A 19655-nucleotide genomic window follows, 5' to 3' on the forward strand; every position below is an offset into this window, starting at 1 on the left:
CATGGGACTGTCCGGCCTGCCCAAGCGGGCCGTAGCGGGGGGATTGGCATGACGGATCGGATCGCGGTGATCGGCGGCGGCCTGGGCGGGCTGGCGTCGGCGGAGGGGGTTGGGGGGGGCGGGCCCCAGGGGGGGCGTCTGGCGGAGGAAAGGGCGGGTCGGGGGGCCGGGCGGGGGGCCGGGGGCGGGGGCACCCGGCATCGGGAGGGTGGCGCCCTGGCCCGAGGCGGCGTCGAGGATCAGCGGCAGCCCGCCGCTGGCGGCGTTGCCGATGACGACGATCTTGGCGTTGGGCGAATGGGCCAGCTCCAGCGTCGCCTCGATGCCGCGCCAGCGCAGGTAGTTCTCGGTCAGGTTGGCCTGCACGGTCTCCTGGAAGGCGCGGATGCCCTGGCCTTCGAGCTGCTTGCGCTGGCTCTCGAACAGCTCGCGCTGCAGGCGGAACTGGTATTCCTGGGCGGCCTGGTCCTGCTGGATCTTGCGCTCGATCGACACCATGATCGCTTCGGGCAGCGAGACGTTGCGGATCAGGATGTCCTGGATCAGCACGTAACCGGTCTTGGTGCGCCCGTCCGGCTTCGGCGTGTCCGCGGCCCCGATGATCTGGGCGTACATCACGCGGTCGGCGACCTGCTCGAAGGTCTCGGTCTGAACGCGCAGGCGGCGGTGGGCGTAAAGTTCGTCGGCCTTGAAGCGCGACACGATCTCGCGCGAGACCGACCCGACCTCCGGCACCAGCAGCACTTCCAGGTAGTTCGGTCCGACGTTCTTGTGCAGGGCGGCCAGCATCTCCGCGTAGGGGCGGTAGCGCACCGTGATCTCGATGCTGACGTTCAGGCCGTCGTTGGCGATGGCCGAGTAGGAACGGGTGTCCTCCTGCAGGCGCAGATCGTAGACCTCGATCTTGTCCCAGGGGAAGATGACGTGCACGCCCTCGGCCAGGGCCGGACCCATCTGGGTGCCCTGATGGAAGCGCTTCCACAGCACGCCGCCGTGGCCGGCGGGGATGAAGACGACGATCGACGGCGCGAAGTAGAGGAAGATCAGAATACCGACCAGCAGCGTGCACAGCAGCGACCGGCGGTGCTCCTCGTACCAGTTGCCGAGCAGCGCGCGCAGGCGCGACTTCGGCTGCGGCGTCGCGTCGGCGTCGTCGTAGGTGAAGGCCTGGTCAGCCATGTCACGCGGTCTCCTGGAGCAAAGCCGTGGCGGGGCGGGACGCGGCCGTTTCGGCCGGCGTGTCCATCTGCCCGTCTGTCATTTGGCCGTTGGTCATGTGGATGGTCACGTCGCAGACCGACGCGGCGTTGCCGTCGTGCGACACGAAGATCACGGTGCGGCCGAGCGCCCGCAGCTTGCCGATGATCTCGTTGGTGAAGCGGGTGCGGAACTCGGCGTCCTGGTCGGACGTCCATTCGTCGAGGATGATGATCGGACGCCCCTCCGCGACCGCGACGGCCAGGGCGACGCGGCGGCGCTGGCCCTTGGAGAGGTCGCGGTTCAGCAGGCCGTCGCCGGTCTCCGGAACCAGATGGTCGATCTTCAGATAGACCAGCATCTCGCGGAACAGCTCCGCGTCGAAGGTCGGCCCCTGCGGCAGGCGGGTGAACAGGTGGTGGTCCTGGAACACCGCGCAGAACAGGTCGCGGTAGGATTCCAGCCGGTCGCCCTCCACCGCCTGCCCGTCGAGCAGGACCTGCCCCTCGTCCGGGCGGAACAGCAGCGGGATGACGCGCAGCAGGGTGGACTTGCCCGACCCGTTGGCGCCGACGATGCCGACGACGCTGCCCGCCGGGATGGTCATGTCGATGGGGCCGATCACGAAGGGCTCGGGCCGCATCCCGGCGCGGTAGGCGAAACGCACGTCGCGCAGCTCGATGGCGGAGAAGCGGCGCGGCGCACGGGCCAGCTTGGACGGCGCGTACTCCGACTCCGGCATGGTGGCCAGCAGGCCGGTGAGCTGGTTCGCCGCATCCTCCGCCGCGATGTAATCGGGCACGGCGTTGAGGAACTTCGACAGGGGCCGGGCGAGGAACAGGATGACCGAGGTCACCAGCGGAAGCTCCGCCGCCGACAGCGCGCCCATGCGCGGGAAGATGAAGACGAAGACCGCGGAGAAGCCGATGACGATGGTGGCGATCCAGGAGAACAGCTCGCCCAGATTGCGCCCGTGGCGCCGCTTCAGCTCCTCCCAGCGGGCGACGTCGGCCTCGACCGCCTGGCTCAGCTCGTCGCGCCGCGCCTTGCCCAGCTTGATCTCGGCGTTGCCGCCGACCAGCTCGGAGAAGCCCTGGAGCATCCGCACCTCGGACTCCTTGGCTTGGCCCAGCAGGGCGCGGGTCCGCTGCGCCTCGCGCACGTACCAGCCGCCGATCATCGTGCCGGCCACCAGAAGCAGCGTCGCGCCCACCGTGGACAGCGTCCACAGGTAGAGGTAGGCCACGACCGCCACCAGCATCATGTTGGCGGCGATCGACAGGTTGGGCAGCAGCGCCGCGATGCGCTCCAGATGGTGGTTGCCCAGATCGAAGGAGCGCCGGGCCTGCATGTCGAGGATGTCGGCGTGGTTGCCCAGCGTGACGGTCTGCAGGAAGCGCCGCCGCACGCTGGCCAGCGCGCTGAAGCCGGTGGTCAGCACCAGCCCGACGAAGCGCTTGCTGAAGGCGTAGGAAACCAGCAGCGACAGGCAGAAGATCAGGAAGGGCGTGTCCAGCACCTCGCCGCGCATCCAGCCGTTCAGCTCCGCGCTGAGGCTCATCAGGCTGATGAGGTTGGCGGTGGCGGCGACGCAGCCGGTGACCACCAGCCGGGTCAGGATCTCACGGTCGGCCAGCCCGATCAGGGGCAGCAGAGCCGAGACGGGCCGGCTGGGCGCGGCACGCTTGGTTGTCTTGCTTTTGCTCATCGGTCCGCCTCACTCCGCCAGCCAGGAGTCGAGGATGCGGGTGATCGTGCCGTTGTCGCGCAGCTTGACGAAGGCGGCCTGAAGACGCTCCGCCTTCTCCTTGCGCGCCTTGGGCATGGCGATGTAGCGGGGAATCAGGCCCAACGGCTTGGCCAGGACGCGCACGTCCTTCAGCCGCCCGTCCTGCTTGGCCATGTGGTTCAGCACATGCAGGTCGCCGACGATCACGTCCACCCGGCCCAGGATCAGGCGGCGGAAGTTGACCACGTTGCTGCTCGACGGGATCTTTTCCAGATAGGTCGCGGCGTCGAAGTCCGGCGCGTAGGCGAAGCCGTCGACCACGCCGATGCGGTAGGGGGTCAGATCCTCCAGCCGCTCGAAGGCGATGGGGGAGTCCTTGCGCACCATGAAGACGGTCGTGCCGGTGCGGAACGGGCCGATCATGTTGTACTGCGCGAAACGGGCGGGCGAGGCGATGAACTGGAACCCGACGTCGGCGGTGTTCTCGTCCATCGACCGGACGACCTCGGTCCAGGACAGCGGCCGGTGGACCGGGGTGATGGTCAGCTCCTTCAGCAGGGCGACGACGATCTCGGTGTCGATCCCCGTGCGGGTGCCGTTGAAGGAGTAGTTGTAGGGCGGGAAATGGTCTTCCGACGCGATGGTCCAGTATTCGGCGCGCGCCGGAAGGGTCGCGGCGAGCAGCGCCAGCAGAACCGGCAGCAGGAGCCGCAGGACGGGGTGAAGGATGGACGCCGTTGCCGCCGTCATGCCTTCGCCCGCTTCTTGCTGCGGGTGGTCAGCAGGATCATCACGAGAAGGGCGCCGGGCGGCGTCAGAACCACCGCCAGGAAGGCGTAAAGCAGGAAGCCGCCGCGGCGGCCGATCCCCAGAAACCCGACCAGCAGGCAGAGACCGATGTAGATCAGCTCGAACACGGCGATGCTTCCTTCTTTGCCCGGCCTTCTTTGCCCGGCGCCCCGGCGTCGTGCCCTTAGCCGGCCTTCTGGACCGGCTGCTCTTCCATCTGCGGCGCGGCGGCGGGGGCCTCGCCGGCCTCGTCCTTGGCGCCCTCATTGCGGGCGGCCTCGAACTCCTTGCGGAAATGCTCGCGCATCGCCTCGACGTCGAAGTCCAGCAGCGTGCCGCCGGTCTCGAAATGCTGCGCGAACACGCGGCCGAGGGCCTGGGTGGCGGCCAGCGACAGGGCCGGCATGACGGCGACGCCCAGGGCGGTGCCGATGAACGGAACGGCCTTCACGGCGGAGCCGAGCACGCTGGAGCTGAGCGCGCCGGGCATGACGCCGCCCATCAGCGCGCCGATGATCGCGCGGGTGCGCTCCTGCGCGAACTCGATCTCATAGAGCTTGGCGAGCTTATGGATCAGGTTGAGCTGGGCCACGCTGACCGCGGCGACGTCCGCGCCGGGGACGGGGATGAGTCCGAAGGCGCCCGAGGCGTAGCTGTGGTACTTGATCAGTTCCTGGGCGCGCTTCTTACGGTCTACCATGATCCGAAACCTTTCGAGGGTCAGGTGAGGTTGATTCCAGGTGGAAACGGTGCTACAAAACACTCGTTTTAGGACGTTATGCGTCGCAAGATTGGCATTCCGAAAGAAACAAAGCATCGCCAATCAACCGCTGCCTAAGCGATTGGTAAAAGAATGCCCCTATTGTCTCTGGCAAATTAGACGGTGGTCATCAGGACTGGCGTTGAGCAGAGAATGACTGTCCAACGATCCAATATGTCCCAACGACTTGATACATTTTCAGTGCTTAACAACGCATTAAATGCCTATGACCACCGCCTGTGTTTTTGTTGGAAGGTGCGCCAACTTACTGCGAATTGTAACAAAGTCTATCATGAGCTTTTCTTTGTATATTGATGATCACTACCTTTGCGGGAAGCGTGCGGGCAGGTCGATGGCGCGCGGCGGAAGTTCGTTGCGCGCCCCGGCGCTGAGCGCGGCGCCCAGCACCAGGACGGTGTCGCGCACCGGCTGTCCGTCGATGGTCTGCGTGGGCAGGGCGACGCGCAGCAGCACGCCATCCCGCGACCATGACGGAGCGTGGCTCTTCAGCAGACGCAGCAGCGCCCACGGTCCGCGCTCGGCCAGGGTGATGGTGTCGCCGGTCGCCGCGGCGGTTCCGCCCGTCGGCGCACCCTTCGGGCGGAAGGGCGACCCGGCGGCCCAGCGGACGCTCAGCAGGACCGGTTGGCCCGGCGTCCAGACGAGCGTCCCGCCATTGGCCGACGCTCCCACCGCGCTGGGGCCGGAACGCACCGACCAGTCGATGATGTGCTCCGCCCCGACCTCCTGCGCGCGGTTGGCGCCGTAGATGAGGCGGACGCTGACCGGCGAGGGGCGCGCGATGGCTTCCAGCAAGGGGCGGGCGGCCTCCATCCGCTCCAGGAAGGCGGCGACCTCGGGGGTCGCGGTCCGAATCACCGCGGTTCGGTGCTCGTCGAGCTGCCGGTAGAAGCGGCGGACGTCCTGCGGGTCGGCGTCGGGCGCGCCGCGCATCTGTTCGGGGCCGACGAAGGGGAAGCGCCCGGCGAGGGTCTGCGCGAAGGCGGCGGACAGCTTCGACAGGGCGACGTCGCCGTCCGGGACCGGGCTTTCCGTCGGCATCCTGGGCGGGAGCGGCAGATGCGCGACGACGGGCGGCGGGGCCGCGGGTTCCGCCGCCGGGTCCGGCCGGGGAGGAGGGACCGCCGCGACCGGCTTGGCCGGCTCCGCTTCGGGCGTGACCGGCTTGGCTTCGGCGGGCTTGGCCTGTTCGGGCTTGGCCGGTTCGAGCTTGGCCTGTTCGAGCTTGGGCGGTTCCGGCTTTGGCTCCGCCGGCTTGGCGGTCCCGGCGGGCGGAGCCTCGGGGGCCGGTTCGGGCAAAGCCGCGGCCAGCGTGTCGGGCAGCGCGGTCACCGCCGGGGTCAGGGTCAGGGCTCCGCCGTCGCCGACGGCGAACAGGGGGCCGGTCCGCGGCGTGTCGAGCGCCAGGACGGCGACGCGGGCGCCGGTCGCGGCGGTGGACAGGGCCTCGCTGATGCGGTCGGTGGTGTCGCGCCCCGGCAGATCGGCGATGGCCGCCTTCTGGAGCACCACCCGGATCGCGTCGGGCAGGCCGCGGGCGGGATCCTGCAAGGCCCCGGCGATCGGCCAGGCGACGGCCTCGGCGACGGCGCCGGTCAGGCGGCGGACGTCGTCGACATCCTCGGCGGTCGGCGTCTCCGGCAGGCCGCGCAGCCGTTCGGCCAGGGCCTCGGCGCGCTGGCGGAGCGGGTTGCGGCCGTACAACTCCTCGGCCAGCGGGGCGGCGAGCTGCACCGATTCCGCGCGCACCGCCGCGGCGATGGTCCGGGCGTCGAGGTTGGGCAGATCGGCACCCGCGGCGATGCGCGTGATGTAGCCGTCCGTCGCCGTCATCGGCGACCGGGGGACGGCGCCGTAGACGCTTTCGGCCAGCGCGTTCAGCTCGTCGAAGCCGCTGTTGCGGCGGAAACGGTCGTAGCGCTCCAGCGCGTCGCGCCGCCCGCCGATGCGGTCGAGCTGCTCGGCGAGCCGGCGGAAGGCGGGCAGGTCCTCCACCCGTTGCGGGTTGGCGACCGGCGGCAGGTCGGCCATGGTGGCGCTGGGCAGCAGCGCGTCGCGGATCGGCCGCAGCACCGAGCGGCGCAGCGTGACCGAGGCGAGCCGCTTCTTGTCCTCGTCGAAAGTGCTGAACAGCGAGGTCGGAAGCAGCGGCGTGGCGAGAGAACTGCGCTCCATCACCGCCGTGGCGGCGATCACCCGGCCGGCCAGGGCCCCGTCGGTGACGGCGTCGCGCGCCAGCAGCGCCCGGCGCAGGTCGGCGGTGGCGGCGGCGACCGGCGGGCTGCCGGCGGACACGCTGGACACGCCCTGCCACGCGGCGACCGACAGGCCGGCTACCGAGGCGGCGAGCGCGGCCTGGGCCATCCGGCGGCGTTTGTGGGCCTGCTGGTAGGCGGCGTCGGACGGCCGCCCGTATCCAGCCTCGGCGAAGGCGCGGCCCGGCAGCAGGTTGCGTGCGAAGACCGGGCGGCGCCCGCCGGTGGCCGGGGCGTAGGCGCCGGTCAGGGCGATGCCGCGCAGCGGGAAGGGCTCCGCCTGGTCGTCGCCTCCCAGGGCGCCGTCGAGGAACAGCGCCAGCGGATGGCGCAACGTGTCCAGGGCTGCCGGCAGCAGCGGCAGGCGCACCCCGGCGGTGCCGGCGGCGAAGGCGTCGGCCTCCAGCACGGCAATGTCGGCGGCGATGGCCTCGAACGCCTCGTCGATGCGGCGCGGATCGAAGGGTTTCGCCCAATCCTGCGGGTTGCTCCATCCCAGCACGCCGTCCAGCAGGGCCGACGGCATGGCGGCGCAGAGGTCGGTGAAGCCGTCCAGGGCCTCGGCGCGGACCACGACCACATGGACCGGGCCGACCACGCCGAGGTCGTCGCGCAGCGTCCGCAGGCGCTCCCGCAGGGCGGCGCCCCGCTTGGCCAGCGCGTCGCGCGGGCCGGGGCGCTCGGCGGCGGCGCGCAGCTCGTCGGCGCCGACCATCAGCAGGACGCCGTCCAGCGGGCGGCGCATCGGCCGCTTGCGCATCGCCGCGACCAGCGCCGGCCAGGACGCGCCCAGCCGGGAGCCGTCGGCGGAATCGGCGCCGGCGTGCAGGATCGCGGCCCCTTCGCAGAACCACCAGCAGCCGTTCTCGCCGTTGCCGTCCTCGGGCCAGCGGACGTGGGTCGGGTCGGTGGCGAGCAGGGCCGGGCCGCCGACGCCGAAGGCGAGGAACCACGGAATGTCGCCGCGGCGCAGGGGACCGCGCATCTGCCGCGTCAGGATATCCAGCCCCTCGCCATAGATGCGGGCGTTGGGCGGCGTGTTGGCGGCGGCCTTCGTGGGGGGCGGCGCCTCGGCGCGGACGCGCAGCGGCGCCGGCGGGGCGGCCCGGCGCGCCGGCGCCTTCCTTTGGGCGGTGCCCTTGGCGGCGGGCTTGCGCCGCCAGCGGCGCAGCGTCGGCCAGACCATCCGGCCGAGGCGGTAGAAGATGTAGAGCGGCAGCGCCAGCAGCGCGTAAGGCGCCAGCGTGACAGCGAAGGACAGCAGATAGACGATGGCGGAGCCGATGGTGGAGAGCACCAGCTCCAGCGTAAGAATCAGTAGGACCATGACAGCCCCATGTCCTCGACCGCGGCGCGGGCGCCGCTCAGATCGCGTTGGATGCCGCCGACGGCGCCGGCCCACAGCAGGTGCGAGACCACGAGGAACAGCACGGCGGTCCCGCCGACCGCCCACCACCAGCGCCGGGCGGACGGCGCGAGGTAGCCGGGCACGGCGCCGTCCGTCGACTCGCAGGCGCGCGGGCTTGGGTGGCTGGCCGCGGCGCGCTCGCCGACGACGATGCGGTGCAGGGCGGGACGGCGGGCGGTCGCCTGGGCGTCGTCGGGAAAGCCCAGCGCCAGGGCCGCGAGATAGACCGCGGCCAGCCCGCGGTCGGCCTTGGCGCCCTGGCGGATCAGGTCGTCGGCCTGGACGAACAGGGTTTGCAGCGTGGCGTTCGCGCCGAACAGGCGGCTGGAGACCACGGCGTCGGCGGGCCGCGTCTGGGCCAGCGCGCGGTCGGCCAGCATGGCCATGGCGAAGACCGCCTTGACCACCGTGCCGTGCGCGCCCGGCCCTTGTGAGATGGCGGCGCCGCTCATCCCGTGGAGCGTGGCGGTCAGGCGGTCGGCCACCGTCCCCGCCGGGGCCTGCGCGTCGGCGCAGCCGGCGAGCAGGTCCTCCTGGAAGGCGCGGAACAGGGCCAGCGTGCCGGCGGGCTTGGCCCCCGCGGGGGGCGCCTTCGCCGGGTTGGCTTGCGCCAGGGCGGGTTGGGCGGTCACGGCGTTCCCTCCGTCAGCGGAGCCACGGTGAAACTCTCCCGTCCCAGCCGCACGTCCAGGGCGCCGGCACCGTCCAGCGCCTGCCGGTGGGCGCCGGGCGCGCCGTACAGCGCGTAGACGAGGGTTTGGGTCGGGGCGGTGGCGAAAGGCGGCAGGCTGTGCAGAAGCACGCTCTGGCCCGGCACCATCTCCCAGGAGGCGATGGCGATGCGGCTCCCGGCCTCGGCGCTCAGCGCCTCGCGGTCGCGGAACCAGCCCGCGGCGTCGAGCCCGGCCAGCCGTCCGGCCAGCGCCGGGTCGGCCACCCGCACCACGTCGACCGCGACCGGGCGGCGCCCGTTGGCGTCGGACTCGGCGACGATGCGCAGAACGGGGGCGTCGGCGCGCCCCGCACCGGGCGCGGGCGCACCCGCGGCGCAGCCGGCAAGCGTGAAAGCGAGGATCATCGCGAGGCGCTTCATGTCAGCCACCGCCGCCGGGCGCCGACTGGCCGACGCAGACGTAGCCCGCCGGAGTGTGGCGGTACCAGTTGCCGGTCGCCTCGGCGCAGGGGGCGAGGACGCGGTCGTTGCGCTGCGGCTGTGCCACCACCGGGGTTGAGGCCGGGGCCGTGTCCACCTCGCGGGCGCCGGCGGGACGGTTGGTGACGACGAAGCCGTCCTCGTCCTCCTCCACGATCATCACGTAGCGGGCGCGCTTGGCGGGGTAGCGGATGCCGACGTCGTAATCGCCGTCGGCCACCTTCTCCAGGATCGCGCCGGGGCGCTCGCTGCCGAGCGGCGCGCAGCCCGTCCCGGCGAGCAGGACCGGCAACAGCGCCGTCGCGGCGATCAGGGTTCGCATCATCGGAATGTTCCTGCTCATACCGGAATCGCTTGGCGCTGGGCGTTGGTGGCGACCGCGGCGGGGCCGGCGGCCTCCATCAGGTCGGGCGGGGTCGGCTCGATGCCGGCCTCGGCCAGCGTCCGGTAGACGGAACGCCAGACCAGCTCCGGCACGACGAAGCTGGCGTCGTAGTCCTCGACCCAGAAGAACATGTTGTATTTGCACAGCCATTGGCCGTTGACGCCGCGGATGCCGTCGTAGCGGACGAAGGGCGGGCCGCCGGTGGCGCTTGCCATCACCTTGTCGGCGTTCTGCAGGGCGGTGGTCAGCAGGCCGCCCATCCGGCCGGGGTCGTGGCGGGCGTCGGCGTAATATTCCAGCTTCATCGACACCCGGTCGACCGCGCTGAAATTGATGACGGTCGCCTCCGACACCTTGGCGTTGGGCATGGCGACGATGAAGCCGGCGACGTTGCGGATGCGCACCGTGCGCCACGTCATGTCGACCACGACGCCGCGCACCAGATCGGTGATCTGGATGCTGTCGCCGATCTGGAACGGCCGCTCGATGTTCAGGACGATGCCGGAGAAGACGTTGGCGATGTTGGCCTGGATGGCGAGGCCGATGACCATGCCGACGAGGCCGGAGGCGGCGAGCAGGCTGGTGATCGGCTGCTTCAGCACGAAGGCGATGATGCCGCAGCCGGCGAAGCCGAAGACGATCAGGGTGGAGAAGCGGCGGACGATGCCGGGGATCTTGCGCTGGGTGCGGATCTCCAGCGGGGTCCAGACGAAGCGCTCCAGCGTGCGGTCGACCAGGATGGCCGGGACGATCCACCACAGCACGTTGACCCCGTTCACCACCATGGCGATCCCGCTCGGCGGCAGCGTCGCCACCGCCTGGTCCAGCGCAATGTTGCCGACGGACATCAGCAGCAGCGGCCAGGACAGGATGCGCATGAACAGCGTCTGGATCTTCCAGAACTGGCCGCGGTCGCGGCGGTCCATGAAGGCGGCGAAGACCGCCAGAACGGCGCTGAAGATGGCGATGTAGACGAAGAAGTCGCGGTGGATGAAGTCGCGCGCCGCCGGGGAGTCCGGTGCCGCGACCACGCCGAAGTCGACGCGCGAGAAGTCCGGCTGCGGGCGCCCGAAACCGACATAGTTGGGATCGCCCTCGCTGCCGACCGAGGCGACGTCCTGCGAGATCCAGGCGCGCGACAGCCGCCAGCCGGGCGACGGCGCCAGCACCCGCTTGGCGCGGAGCTGGTCGAGCAGGGTGGAGCTTTCGCTCTCGCCCTCCAGCGCGCGGCGGAAGCGGTCGGCGAGGCCGGGATCGACGGCGGACGCGGTCTCGGCCGCGGCCATCGCCTTCAGCTTCTCCACGAAGTCGTTGGTGTCGACCAGCGACATGCCGAGAACGTCGGTGACGAACATCACCGTGTTCCGGTTCTGCGTCCGGTGGCGGAAGCTGACGCCGACCGTCTGGCTGCCGTAGGGCGGGCGCTGGTCGAAGACGTTCAGGGCGAAGCGCCCTTCGATCCGGTAGGCGACGTAGGTGGTGACCTCGCCGCGCTCCTCGCGGTAGGGCTTGCCCAGCTCGACCGGCTTGACCGCGTTGGTGAAGACGACGTCCGCCGGGTTGAAGGCGCCGCGGTAGCGGAACCAGATCGTCAGGTTCAGCGTCGCCTCGTTGGCGTCCGGATTGAGGTCGCGGATCTCGTGAAGCTGGACGCCGGTGTAGATGACGTCCGTCTTGTACATGAAGCGGTCGTTGACGTAGAGCGCCCGGCCCTTGGTGACCTCCTCCAGGAAGTTGGAGACGCCGGCCTCGCGGATCGGCTGGAGCTGGGTCAGCGCCGCCACCGGGTTCAGGCCGTTGTAGGAGGCCATCATCACCGGCAGGGTCGCCTGGCCGCGGTTGTCGAAGGTCCAGGTGCCGACCGTGCCCTGGAAAGCGGTCTCGGCGCGGTCATGGTCGGCGATGGCGCGGCGGAGATCCTCGCCGTCCGGCTTGCCCGTGGTGACATTCGTCTTGGCGATGGCGCCGGCGATCAGGTCCACGCCGTCGGCGCCCAGCGCCGCCGCCCAGTCGGGCACCGCGTTGAAGCGCTTCACATACTGGCCGTAGAAGCGCTGCGCCCGCTCGTTCGCCGTGTCGAACAGCACGGGCGAGGACACCAGCAGGCCGTGGCCGTAGGCTTCCGGGGTCAGCGCCTTGGGGTTGGTCTGCGCCTGGGCGACGATCTCGGTGCGGAAGGCCGAGGAGGCCATTTCCGAGCTGCCGGCGATCAGGTTGCGCACCCCGGCGTCGCGGAGCGCCACCACCACCCGCGCGCTGTCCACCGCCGACCCGATGACGACGATGGCGCCGGTCGGCATCTTCTCCTTCACCGCCTGGGCCAGCGCCGGCAGGGCGGACGCACCGCCGCGGCCCGGCGCGAAGGTCCACTGGCCGACCAGCCTGGTGCCGAAGCGCTGGAGGATCGCGTCGAACTGCCCGGCCTGAGCGGCGGCCTGCTCGCTGTCCTCGCGGACGATGGCGACGGTCGGCTCGCCCACCACGTTGCGGACGTAGTTGGCGAGGAAGCGCGTCTCGTGCGTGCGGTCCAGCGTGATGCTGAACAGCCAGGGGCTGGGCGCGGCGTCGCCCGGGCGGACCAGCGGGCGCGGGGCGATCAGCGGGATCTGCCGCTGGGCGTAGATCGCCGTCGCGCTGTCGGCGGCGTCCGGCGTGTGGCCGATCACCGCGAGGACCGAGGGATCGTTGGAGACGCGCCGGGCGATCTCCAGCGACTTGCCCTTGTCGCCCTCGTCGTCGAAGGGCTTGACCACCACGGGACGGCCGGCGATGCCGCCCGCCGCGTTGATGGTGTCGGCGCGCAGCGCCGCCCCCTTGCGCAGGGCCAGCCCCAGCGCCGCGTCCGGCCCGCTGAGCGGCCCGACGACGGCGACGGTCAGCGGCTCGCGCGCGCTGTCGCCGAGGAAGCCGGCGCGGACGACCAGGGAGACCAGCACGGTGACGAGCATCGCCGCCGCCAGGATCAGCGCGAAGCGCGCCTTCTTGGTCAGCTGCGACCAGCGCAGCGGCGGCCGGGAGCGGGGCTGGAGCGAGCTCAGCATGGGGTGGGCCTCGGGCGGTGAGCGGTCGTTTCCCTCTCCCGCCCCGGGAGAGGGAAGGGGCCCGCGCAGCGGGAAGGGTGAGGGTGAATGCAAGGATCGGGCGGTCGCGCCGTTGGACGACCCTCACCCTCCCGCGCTTCGCGCGGGTCCCTCCCTCTCCCGGGGCGGGAGAGGGAAATGGTGGCAATCAGTCCGCCCATCCTCATTGCTCCTGCATCGCGTGCTGGAGGCCGTTGAGGACCGGCGAGAACACATAGTCGAGGATCGTGCGCCGCCCGGTCAGGATGCTGCAGGTCACGCGCACGCCGGGGAACAGCTCGTAGGTCTTGCCGCCGTAGTCGAAACGGGTCACCGGCAGCTCGACGCGGACCTTGTAGTAGGACTGCTTGTTGGCGTCGAGCAGCGTGTCGGGGCTGATCGTCCGCACCCGCCCCTCGATGTGGCCGAAGCGCGAAGCGTCGCCGCCGGCCAGAGTCACCACCACCGGCTGATCGGGGCGGACATAGCCGATGTCCTGCACCGGCAGGCGGGCGTCCACCACCAGCTTGCCGTCGCGCGGCACCAGCTCCACCACCGTCTCGCCGGCCTTGACCACGGCGCCCTTGGTGGAGACGGCCAGCGTCTTGACGATGCCGTCCATGGGGGCCCGCAGGCTGCTGCGGTCCAGGCTGTCCTGGTAGCGGGTCAGGCGCTGCGACAGCTCGTCGTGGTTGCGGCGGGCCTCGTCGAGAGCGTTGCGGCTCTCCTCCTCGTATTTGCGGCCGATCCACACCAGCTTGCTGCGCGCCTCGGCCAGAGCCGCCTCGGCCTGGGCCAGGGTGGCGCGATCCTCGGCGATGGCGCTGCTGACGCGGGCGTCGTCCCGCAGCAGTTCCAGATGCTTCATGCGGTTGGTGATCTCGCGCTTCAGCAGGGTCTCGCTGATGGAGAGTTGCTCGCGGATCAGCCCCTGCGCCACCTGGGAGCCGCCGATGCGCGCCCGCACGGCGGCCACCTGCTGCTCGCGCTGGGCGATGTCCTGGCGCTGGATGTCGAGGTCGGAGGCCAGTCGGTCGCGCCGGGCGCGGAAGAGGTCGCGGGTCTGCGCCACCAGATCGGGCCGCTCGCGCAGCAGCCGCTCGGGGAAGGTTATGGCCTCGCGGCGCCCGACCTCCGCCTCCAGCCGCGCGGTGTCGGCCGACAGCGAGCCGAGGCGCAGCTTCAGCTCCTCCAGGTCGGCGCGGATCTTGGTCTGGTCAAGCTCGACCAGCGCTTGGCCGGCGGTGACCGAATCGCCTTCCTGCACCAGGATGTCGCGGACGATGCCGCCTTCGAAATGCTGGACCGACTGGTTGTAGGACAGCGGCACCACGTCGCCGGGGGCGCTGCTGGAGACGTTCAGCTCGGCGATGGCCGCCCAGCCGAGTGCCGCGAGGAAGGCGGCGATGCTGACCGCGAACAGGCCGTCGCCGAAGCGGCTTTCGGTGTCCGTGGGCTGCGTTCCCGTCAGGGAGGCCGGGAGGGCGGCCGGGATGCCTGTTGGAATGGCGGGCGGCACGGCCGCGGGAGCGGCGGCGGGCTTGCGGGTCAGCAGGGGAAGCGGCTTCATGGCGTCACCAGCCCCGCCGGCTCGCGGACGACAGCCGCGCCGTTCGGTTGGTCGAGGTCGAGCACCAGCGAGGCGCCCTGGAGGATGCGCGGGTCATGGGAGGCGATGATCACCGTGTGGCCGCTCCGCGCCAGCTCGATCAGCGTGCGGTAGACGGTGGCGGTGCCTTCCGAGTCCAGCCCGTCGGTCGGCTCGTCGAGCAGGATCAGCCGTCCGCCGACCGCCAGGGCGCGGGCGAGCGCCAGCCGGCGGCGGTGGCCGGTCGGCAACTCGTGGCCGAAGTTGCGCAGCGGCGTGTCGAGGCCCTGGGCGCAGTCGGCCACCGTGCGGTCGGCTCCGGCGCGGTGCAGGACGGCGTGAAGCTCCGTCTCCGACAGGCGCGGGTTGGCGAGCAGCAGGTTCTCGCGGATCGTGCGGTTGAGGAACACCGGCTCCTGCGGCAGCAGCCCGATCTGCTGGCGCCACCAGGAGGGGGCGAATTTGCGGATGTCCACCCCATCGGCCAGCACGGCGCCCTCCTGCGGGTCGGCCAGACCGGCGATCAGGCGGATCAGCGTCGATTTGCCCGAGCCGTTGCGCCCCTTCAGCACCAGGATGTTGCCGGCGGGCACCGACAGGCTGAGCCGGCGCAGCAGCGGCGTGACGCCGCCCGGCGGGGTGAAGGTCAGGTCGCGCAGCTCCAGCGTGCCGGCGTAGCGGGGCAGGCTGGTGCCGCCGGTCGGCTCGACCGCGGTGCGGGCGAACTGCTCCAGCCGGACCTGCGCCTGCCGGGCCATCGCCAGGGACTCGCCGATCTGGGCCAGCCGGGTGAAGGGGGCCAGCGCGCGGCCGACCAGCAGGTTGATGCCGATCAGCGACCCGACGTCCAGCTCGCCGCGCACCACCAGAACGGCGCCGGTGGCGATCACCGCCACGCCCTGGAGCGCCTGGAGGCTCTGCGCCGCCGACTGGGCGCGGCCCTGGCGCATCGACATGCGCTCGCGGACCACGCGCAGCGCCTTGGCCGCGCGCTGCCAGTCGCCGAGGAGCGGCTTGGCGCCGCCGAACAGGGCGACCGCGTCGCGCCCGACGATGGCGGTGGTAACCAGCCCCTGGGCGTCGGCGCCGGCCTGGGCGAGGTCGCGCCCGACCGCGCGCATGTCCGCCTGGGCCAGCAGCCCGGCGGCGATGGCCAGCAGCGTGAAGAGGAGGCAGATCGCCGCCAGCGGCCAGGAGATCAGCGCCACCACGAGGATGAAGCCGAGCGCGAAGGGCAGGTCGAACAGCGTCGCGAGGTTGGCGGAGCCGAGCGCGGAGTCGATCTGCTCCGGCGCCCGCAGCGCCTCGCGCCGGGCCGCGTCGCCCTCCGCCGATCCGGCGCCGCTGCGCGCCGTCATCAGGATGCCGAAGGCCCCGGTGGTCAGACGCTCGTGCTCGGCCCGCCCGATGCGCCCGGCGATGCCCAGCCGGACGTGGCGGAACAGATGCTCGAAGGCGATGGACAGCACGACGCCGACGGTCAGCGCCGCCAGCGTGGAGTCGACGCCGTGCGTCACGTACCGGTTCAGCACCAGCATCGTGTAGAAGGACGAGGCCAGCCCGAGCAGGTTCGCCGCCAGCGACGCCGCGAAGACGCGGGCGGTCAGCCGCAGATTGGCGCGCAGCCGCAGCACCAGCAGACCGATGGCGCCGCCGCTCATCGCGGGTCTCCCGTGCCGCGCCGGCCTGGATCGCGTCCGCCCTGGTCGCGGAAAGCGCCGCGGCCCGGCGCGGTCAGCTTCGGCATCGGCTTGGTCTGGATGTCGGTGGCGTTCAGCCGGCCCATGGCGGCGAGCAGCCGGTAGCCGGCCAGCACCAACTCCGTCTCCGCCGCCGCAGCGTCGCTGCGCGCGTTGATCAGCGTCGTCTCGCCCGACAGGATGTCGATCAGCGACCGGGTGCCCAGCTCGCGCTCCGACCGCGCCACGTCGAGGAAGCCGGCGGCGAGGCTCGCCTGGTCGTTCAAAAGCTGCACCTGGGCGCGGGCGCTTTCCAGGCGGTTCCAGCTGTTGCGGACGGTTTCCAGCACCGTGCGCTCCTGGTCGGCCCAACTGGCGTCGGCGGCCCGCAGGTCGGCCTCGGCCAGCCGGATGCTGTTGAGCGCGGTCAGGCCGGTGTTCAGCGAGAAGGTGACCTGGAGCTTGAACAGCAGCTCGTTCTGCCGCCCGGGCTGGCCGGCGACGTCGCGCTTGATGTTGTGTTCCACGAAGCCGTCGATCCGCGGGTAGAGGGTGCGGCCGCGCACCGCGGTCACCGCCTCCTGCGCCGCCGCGGTGGTCAGGGCCAATTCCTGGAGGCGCGGGTTGTGGCGGCGCGCCTCCTCCACCGCCGCGTCCAGCGAGACGGGCAGGGCGGCGCGCGTCATCGCCAGGACCTGGGCGTTGCTGACCTGGAAGGGGACATGGCCGAAGAAGGCCTGGAAGCGGCTCTGCGCGTTCTGCGTCGCCTCCTCCGCCGCGACGCGGCGGGCCTGGGCGCCGGCGAGCTGGCTCTTGGCCTGGAGAACGTCGGTGGAGAAGCCGAAGCCCTCCTGAAGCCGCACCTCCTCCAGCCCGGTCTGGCGGCGGATGTTGTCCTCGGACTGGCGTGCGAAGGCGAGAAGCTGGTGGGCGCGGACGAGGCCGGCGTAGGCGGTGAGCCCCTCCACCAGCAGCTCCTGCCGGGTGCGCTCGACCGCGATGTCGGCGCGGACCAGCGTCACCTGGGCGCGCCGGATGTCGGCGTTGGTCGCGTCGAAGTCCCAGATCAGCTGCGTCGCCCGCGCCGAGAACTGGGACGCATTCATGTCGGTGTTGGGCAGGCCCGCCGGCTTGGTCGTGCTCTCGCGCCCACCGTTGGCCGACAGGCTCAGCGTCGGGAACCAGCCGCCATGGCTGACCCGCAGGGCGTTGCGCGCGCCGTCGGCGGCGGCCTCCGCCCCGCGCAGGCGGTCGTGGGTCTCCGTCGCCTTGCCGATCAGCGCCACCACCTCGTCACGCGGTGCTGCAACCAAAGATTGTGAAAATCCGGTCAGGAGCGGAAGCGCAACCGTGGCGATAAGACAAAACTTGTGCATGAGGGTCCTGGAGATCGCCGCATGTTTAGGCCGTTCGGCCTACAGCGATGATGATCTTAATCGAGAACTCTCATACTCATTTAGGACAAAACAGTATCCAAATACCTAAAAATGCGTCGAATTCTGTCAGGCGCTCATGAATTTTCTGCGCCCGGCACAATCGTCGAGGCGTGAGTTGTGGCATGGTGTGTGTCCGCGGTGTGAAGCGCCATGGCCCAATCGCCGTTGTTGGTGTCTGGACTGTTTTGTGCAACCGGAATATTGTCCGGCAGCCCCAGGCCGGAGGAGAGAAGCGCCGCGTAGTCGAAGCGCCCATGATCGGCCTGCGGCGACGGCGATGGAGACGCCGCCAGCGGTTGGCTGTGCAGTTGCGCCGCGACGGTGGCCTGCGCGTCGAAGGCGACGCCGGCCACCAGCCGGCTGCTGCCGTCGGCCATGGTCATGCTGGTGGTGCCGAGGATCTGGCTGCCGGCCAGAGTCGTGTCGGTCGGGGTCGCCGTGGTGGCGATGGACAGGATTCCGGCCTCCGCCAGAGTGCGCAATTCGCCCGGCTGGCTCACCCCGTCGCCGTCGGCGTCCTGCCAGACCTGGAGCGTGGCGAAGCTCTCGTCCGCGGCGTCGATGCGCCCGTCGTGGTTGCTGTCGAGCGAGGCGAGCGCCTCCAGGCTGCTGTTGAAGCCTTTTCCGAAATGCTCCGACACCAGCTCGCGCCCGTCGTCGATCTGCCCGTTTTGGTTGTCGTCGCGCACCAGCAGGGCGTTGCCCTTGCCGACCCAGCCGGTCCGGTCGGCCACGCCGTCGCCGCTGACGTCGAACAGGACGCCGTCGGTCAGCGCCCGCAGGGCCAGCCCGTCGCCGGCCATGTCCAGCACGATGGGGTCGCTGGCGACGGTGGTCAGCTTGACGTTGTCGACGCGCAGGACCGGATTGACACTGTTGTCGCTGGTGTCGGAGGTGCCGAATCCCAGCGACAGGGTGGTGTTGGCCGGGATCACCACGCTGAACGTGCCGCTGGCGCTCGCCTCCTTGGCGAGCAGGGTGACCACGCCGTTGACGCTGACGAAGGCGAAGTCGTGATAGCCGGGGTCGGAGAAGATGAAGGTCCAGTCGAAGGTCAGCGTCGTGTCCTTCGTCACCGTGACGGTGCTGGCCAGCTTCATCGCATGGCCGAAGGACGGGACGGTGCCGGTCGCCGCGGCGATGGAGCCGTGGGCGAGGCCGAGGAAATCCTCGAGCTGCGTCGGCGACTGCCCGCCCGCGGAGGTCAGGGTGCCTTCATGCCCGTCCCCGGTCGCGCCCACCGTGGCGCCGCCGGTGTAGCTCCAGCCGGTCAGCCCCTTGTCGAAGGAGCCGTTGGGGATCAGCACGCCCGGATGCAGGGTGACGGTGTCCGTCGCGGCGGAGAAGGCGCTGCCCGCGCCGAGGGTGACGGCGACCTTGGAGCCGGCGCTGCCGGTGGTCTGGTCCCAGGCGCGGATGGTCAGGGCGCCGTTGACGGTGGCCGGCACCGCGGCGTTGGGCTGGAAGTAGAGACGGTCGCCGGCGCGCAGCAGGAGGGCGGAATCGCTGTCGTTGACCGTCCCGACGAGGTTCCACGTCGCGCCGTTGTCGGTGGAGAACCACCAGCGGCCATAGCTCTCGTCGGTGCCGGTCAGGGCGATGCCGACGACGGCCCCCGCGTCCGTGTCGGTGACGTTGGCGGGGCCGCCGCCGTTCAGCCCGACCAGCTTGGACACCGCGAAGCCGACCGTGCCCGCGGTGGGGGCGGCCAGGGCCTCCGCCGCCACGGCCACGTCGAGGTTGGTGTCGATCAGGACGGGGGAGGCGTTGGGCGGCGCCACGGTGACTCCGATGGTGGCGGTCGCGGTCAGCGGCCCGCCGGACCCGCCGTTGCCGAGATCGTCCACGACGATCCGGATGGCGTCGGCCCCGGTGTAGGCGCTTGCCGTGTAGAGGAGCCCGTTGGCGGCGCCGAGCAGCCCGTTGATGGTGGCGAGCGTCGCGCGGATGGTGACGGTGTCGGTTCCGTTGCCGGTGATGACGGCGTCCCATCCGGCGCCGGCCAGGGTCAATGTGCCGTGGCCGGCGGTCAGCGTCACCAGCATCGGCAGCGCGCCGGCGTCGATGTCGGACACCGACAGGCCGGTGACCGCCACGGCGACGCCCTTCACCGTCGCCAGCGCCGTCGTGCCGGCGGTGACTTGCGGGGCGGCGTTTGCGGGGGGGACGGTGCCGGTCCGCGCGGTGGGGCGGGGG

General features: G+C 71.1%; 14 protein-coding genes. All 14 read right to left on the reverse strand.

The window, feature by feature from the left end; translation table 11 throughout:
- A partial coding sequence (locus tag GBZ26_RS30665; RefSeq protein ID WP_282184329.1) for a prohibitin family protein occupies positions 1-1179 on the reverse strand: 1179 nt, incomplete at its 3' end.
- 1 nt (position 1180) lies between these two features.
- Positions 1181-2905, reverse strand: a complete 1725-nt coding sequence (locus tag GBZ26_RS14445; protein WP_174439435.1) for an ATP-binding cassette domain-containing protein — start codon at positions 2903-2905, stop codon at positions 1181-1183.
- 9 nt (positions 2906-2914) lie between these two features.
- On the reverse strand, positions 2915-3676 hold the full coding sequence (locus tag GBZ26_RS14450; protein ID WP_174439436.1) for a substrate-binding periplasmic protein: 762 nt from the start codon (positions 3674-3676) through the stop codon (positions 2915-2917).
- Positions 3673-3843, reverse strand: a complete 171-nt coding sequence (locus GBZ26_RS14455; RefSeq protein ID WP_172428501.1) for a hypothetical protein — start codon at positions 3841-3843, stop codon at positions 3673-3675. The genes GBZ26_RS14450 and GBZ26_RS14455 overlap by 4 nt, the downstream gene beginning before the upstream one ends.
- A gap of 56 nt (positions 3844-3899) precedes the next feature.
- Positions 3900-4415: a YcjF family protein gene (locus GBZ26_RS14460; protein WP_051140529.1), complete on the reverse strand. Its 516-nt coding sequence runs from the start codon at positions 4413-4415 to the stop codon at positions 3900-3902.
- A 381-nt stretch (positions 4416-4796) separates the two neighbouring features.
- The gene (locus tag GBZ26_RS14465) at positions 4797-8078 is read right to left on the reverse strand and encodes a type VI secretion protein IcmF/TssM N-terminal domain-containing protein (protein ID WP_281427472.1); all 3282 of its coding nucleotides are present in this window, start codon (positions 8076-8078) and stop codon (positions 4797-4799) included.
- On the reverse strand, positions 8066-8791 hold the full coding sequence (locus GBZ26_RS14470) for a hypothetical protein (protein WP_174439437.1): 726 nt from the start codon (positions 8789-8791) through the stop codon (positions 8066-8068). Before GBZ26_RS14470 ends, GBZ26_RS14465 begins: the two co-directional genes overlap by 13 nt.
- A complete protein-coding gene (locus GBZ26_RS14475; protein ID WP_174439438.1) occupies positions 8788-9252 on the reverse strand; it encodes a hypothetical protein in 465 nt (154 codons plus the stop codon). The genes GBZ26_RS14470 and GBZ26_RS14475 overlap by 4 nt, the downstream gene beginning before the upstream one ends.
- A 1-nt stretch (position 9253) precedes the next feature.
- On the reverse strand, positions 9254-9637 hold the full coding sequence (locus GBZ26_RS14480; RefSeq protein ID WP_174439434.1) for a hypothetical protein: 384 nt from the start codon (positions 9635-9637) through the stop codon (positions 9254-9256).
- Between the two features lie 14 nt (positions 9638-9651).
- Positions 9652-12738: an ABC transporter substrate-binding protein gene (locus GBZ26_RS14485; protein ID WP_174439439.1), complete on the reverse strand. Its 3087-nt coding sequence runs from the start codon at positions 12736-12738 to the stop codon at positions 9652-9654.
- Between the two features lie 202 nt (positions 12739-12940).
- The gene (locus GBZ26_RS14490; protein ID WP_174439440.1) at positions 12941-14326 is read right to left on the reverse strand and encodes an HlyD family type I secretion periplasmic adaptor subunit; all 1386 of its coding nucleotides are present in this window, start codon (positions 14324-14326) and stop codon (positions 12941-12943) included.
- Positions 14323-16005, reverse strand: a complete 1683-nt coding sequence (locus GBZ26_RS14495) for an ATP-binding cassette domain-containing protein (protein WP_174439441.1) — start codon at positions 16003-16005, stop codon at positions 14323-14325. The genes GBZ26_RS14490 and GBZ26_RS14495 overlap by 4 nt, the downstream gene beginning before the upstream one ends.
- Positions 16002-17336, reverse strand: coding sequence for a TolC family protein (locus GBZ26_RS14500; protein ID WP_246653815.1), 1335 nt, complete (start codon positions 17334-17336; stop codon positions 16002-16004). The genes GBZ26_RS14495 and GBZ26_RS14500 overlap by 4 nt, the downstream gene beginning before the upstream one ends.
- Positions 17337-17533: 197 nt before the next feature.
- On the reverse strand, positions 17534-19655 hold a 2122-nt coding region (locus GBZ26_RS14505), incomplete at its 5' end, for a hypothetical protein (RefSeq protein WP_174439442.1).

It is taken from the genome of Azospirillum formosense (assembly GCF_013340925.1).
GTDB lineage: Bacteria > Pseudomonadota > Alphaproteobacteria > Azospirillales > Azospirillaceae > Azospirillum > Azospirillum formosense.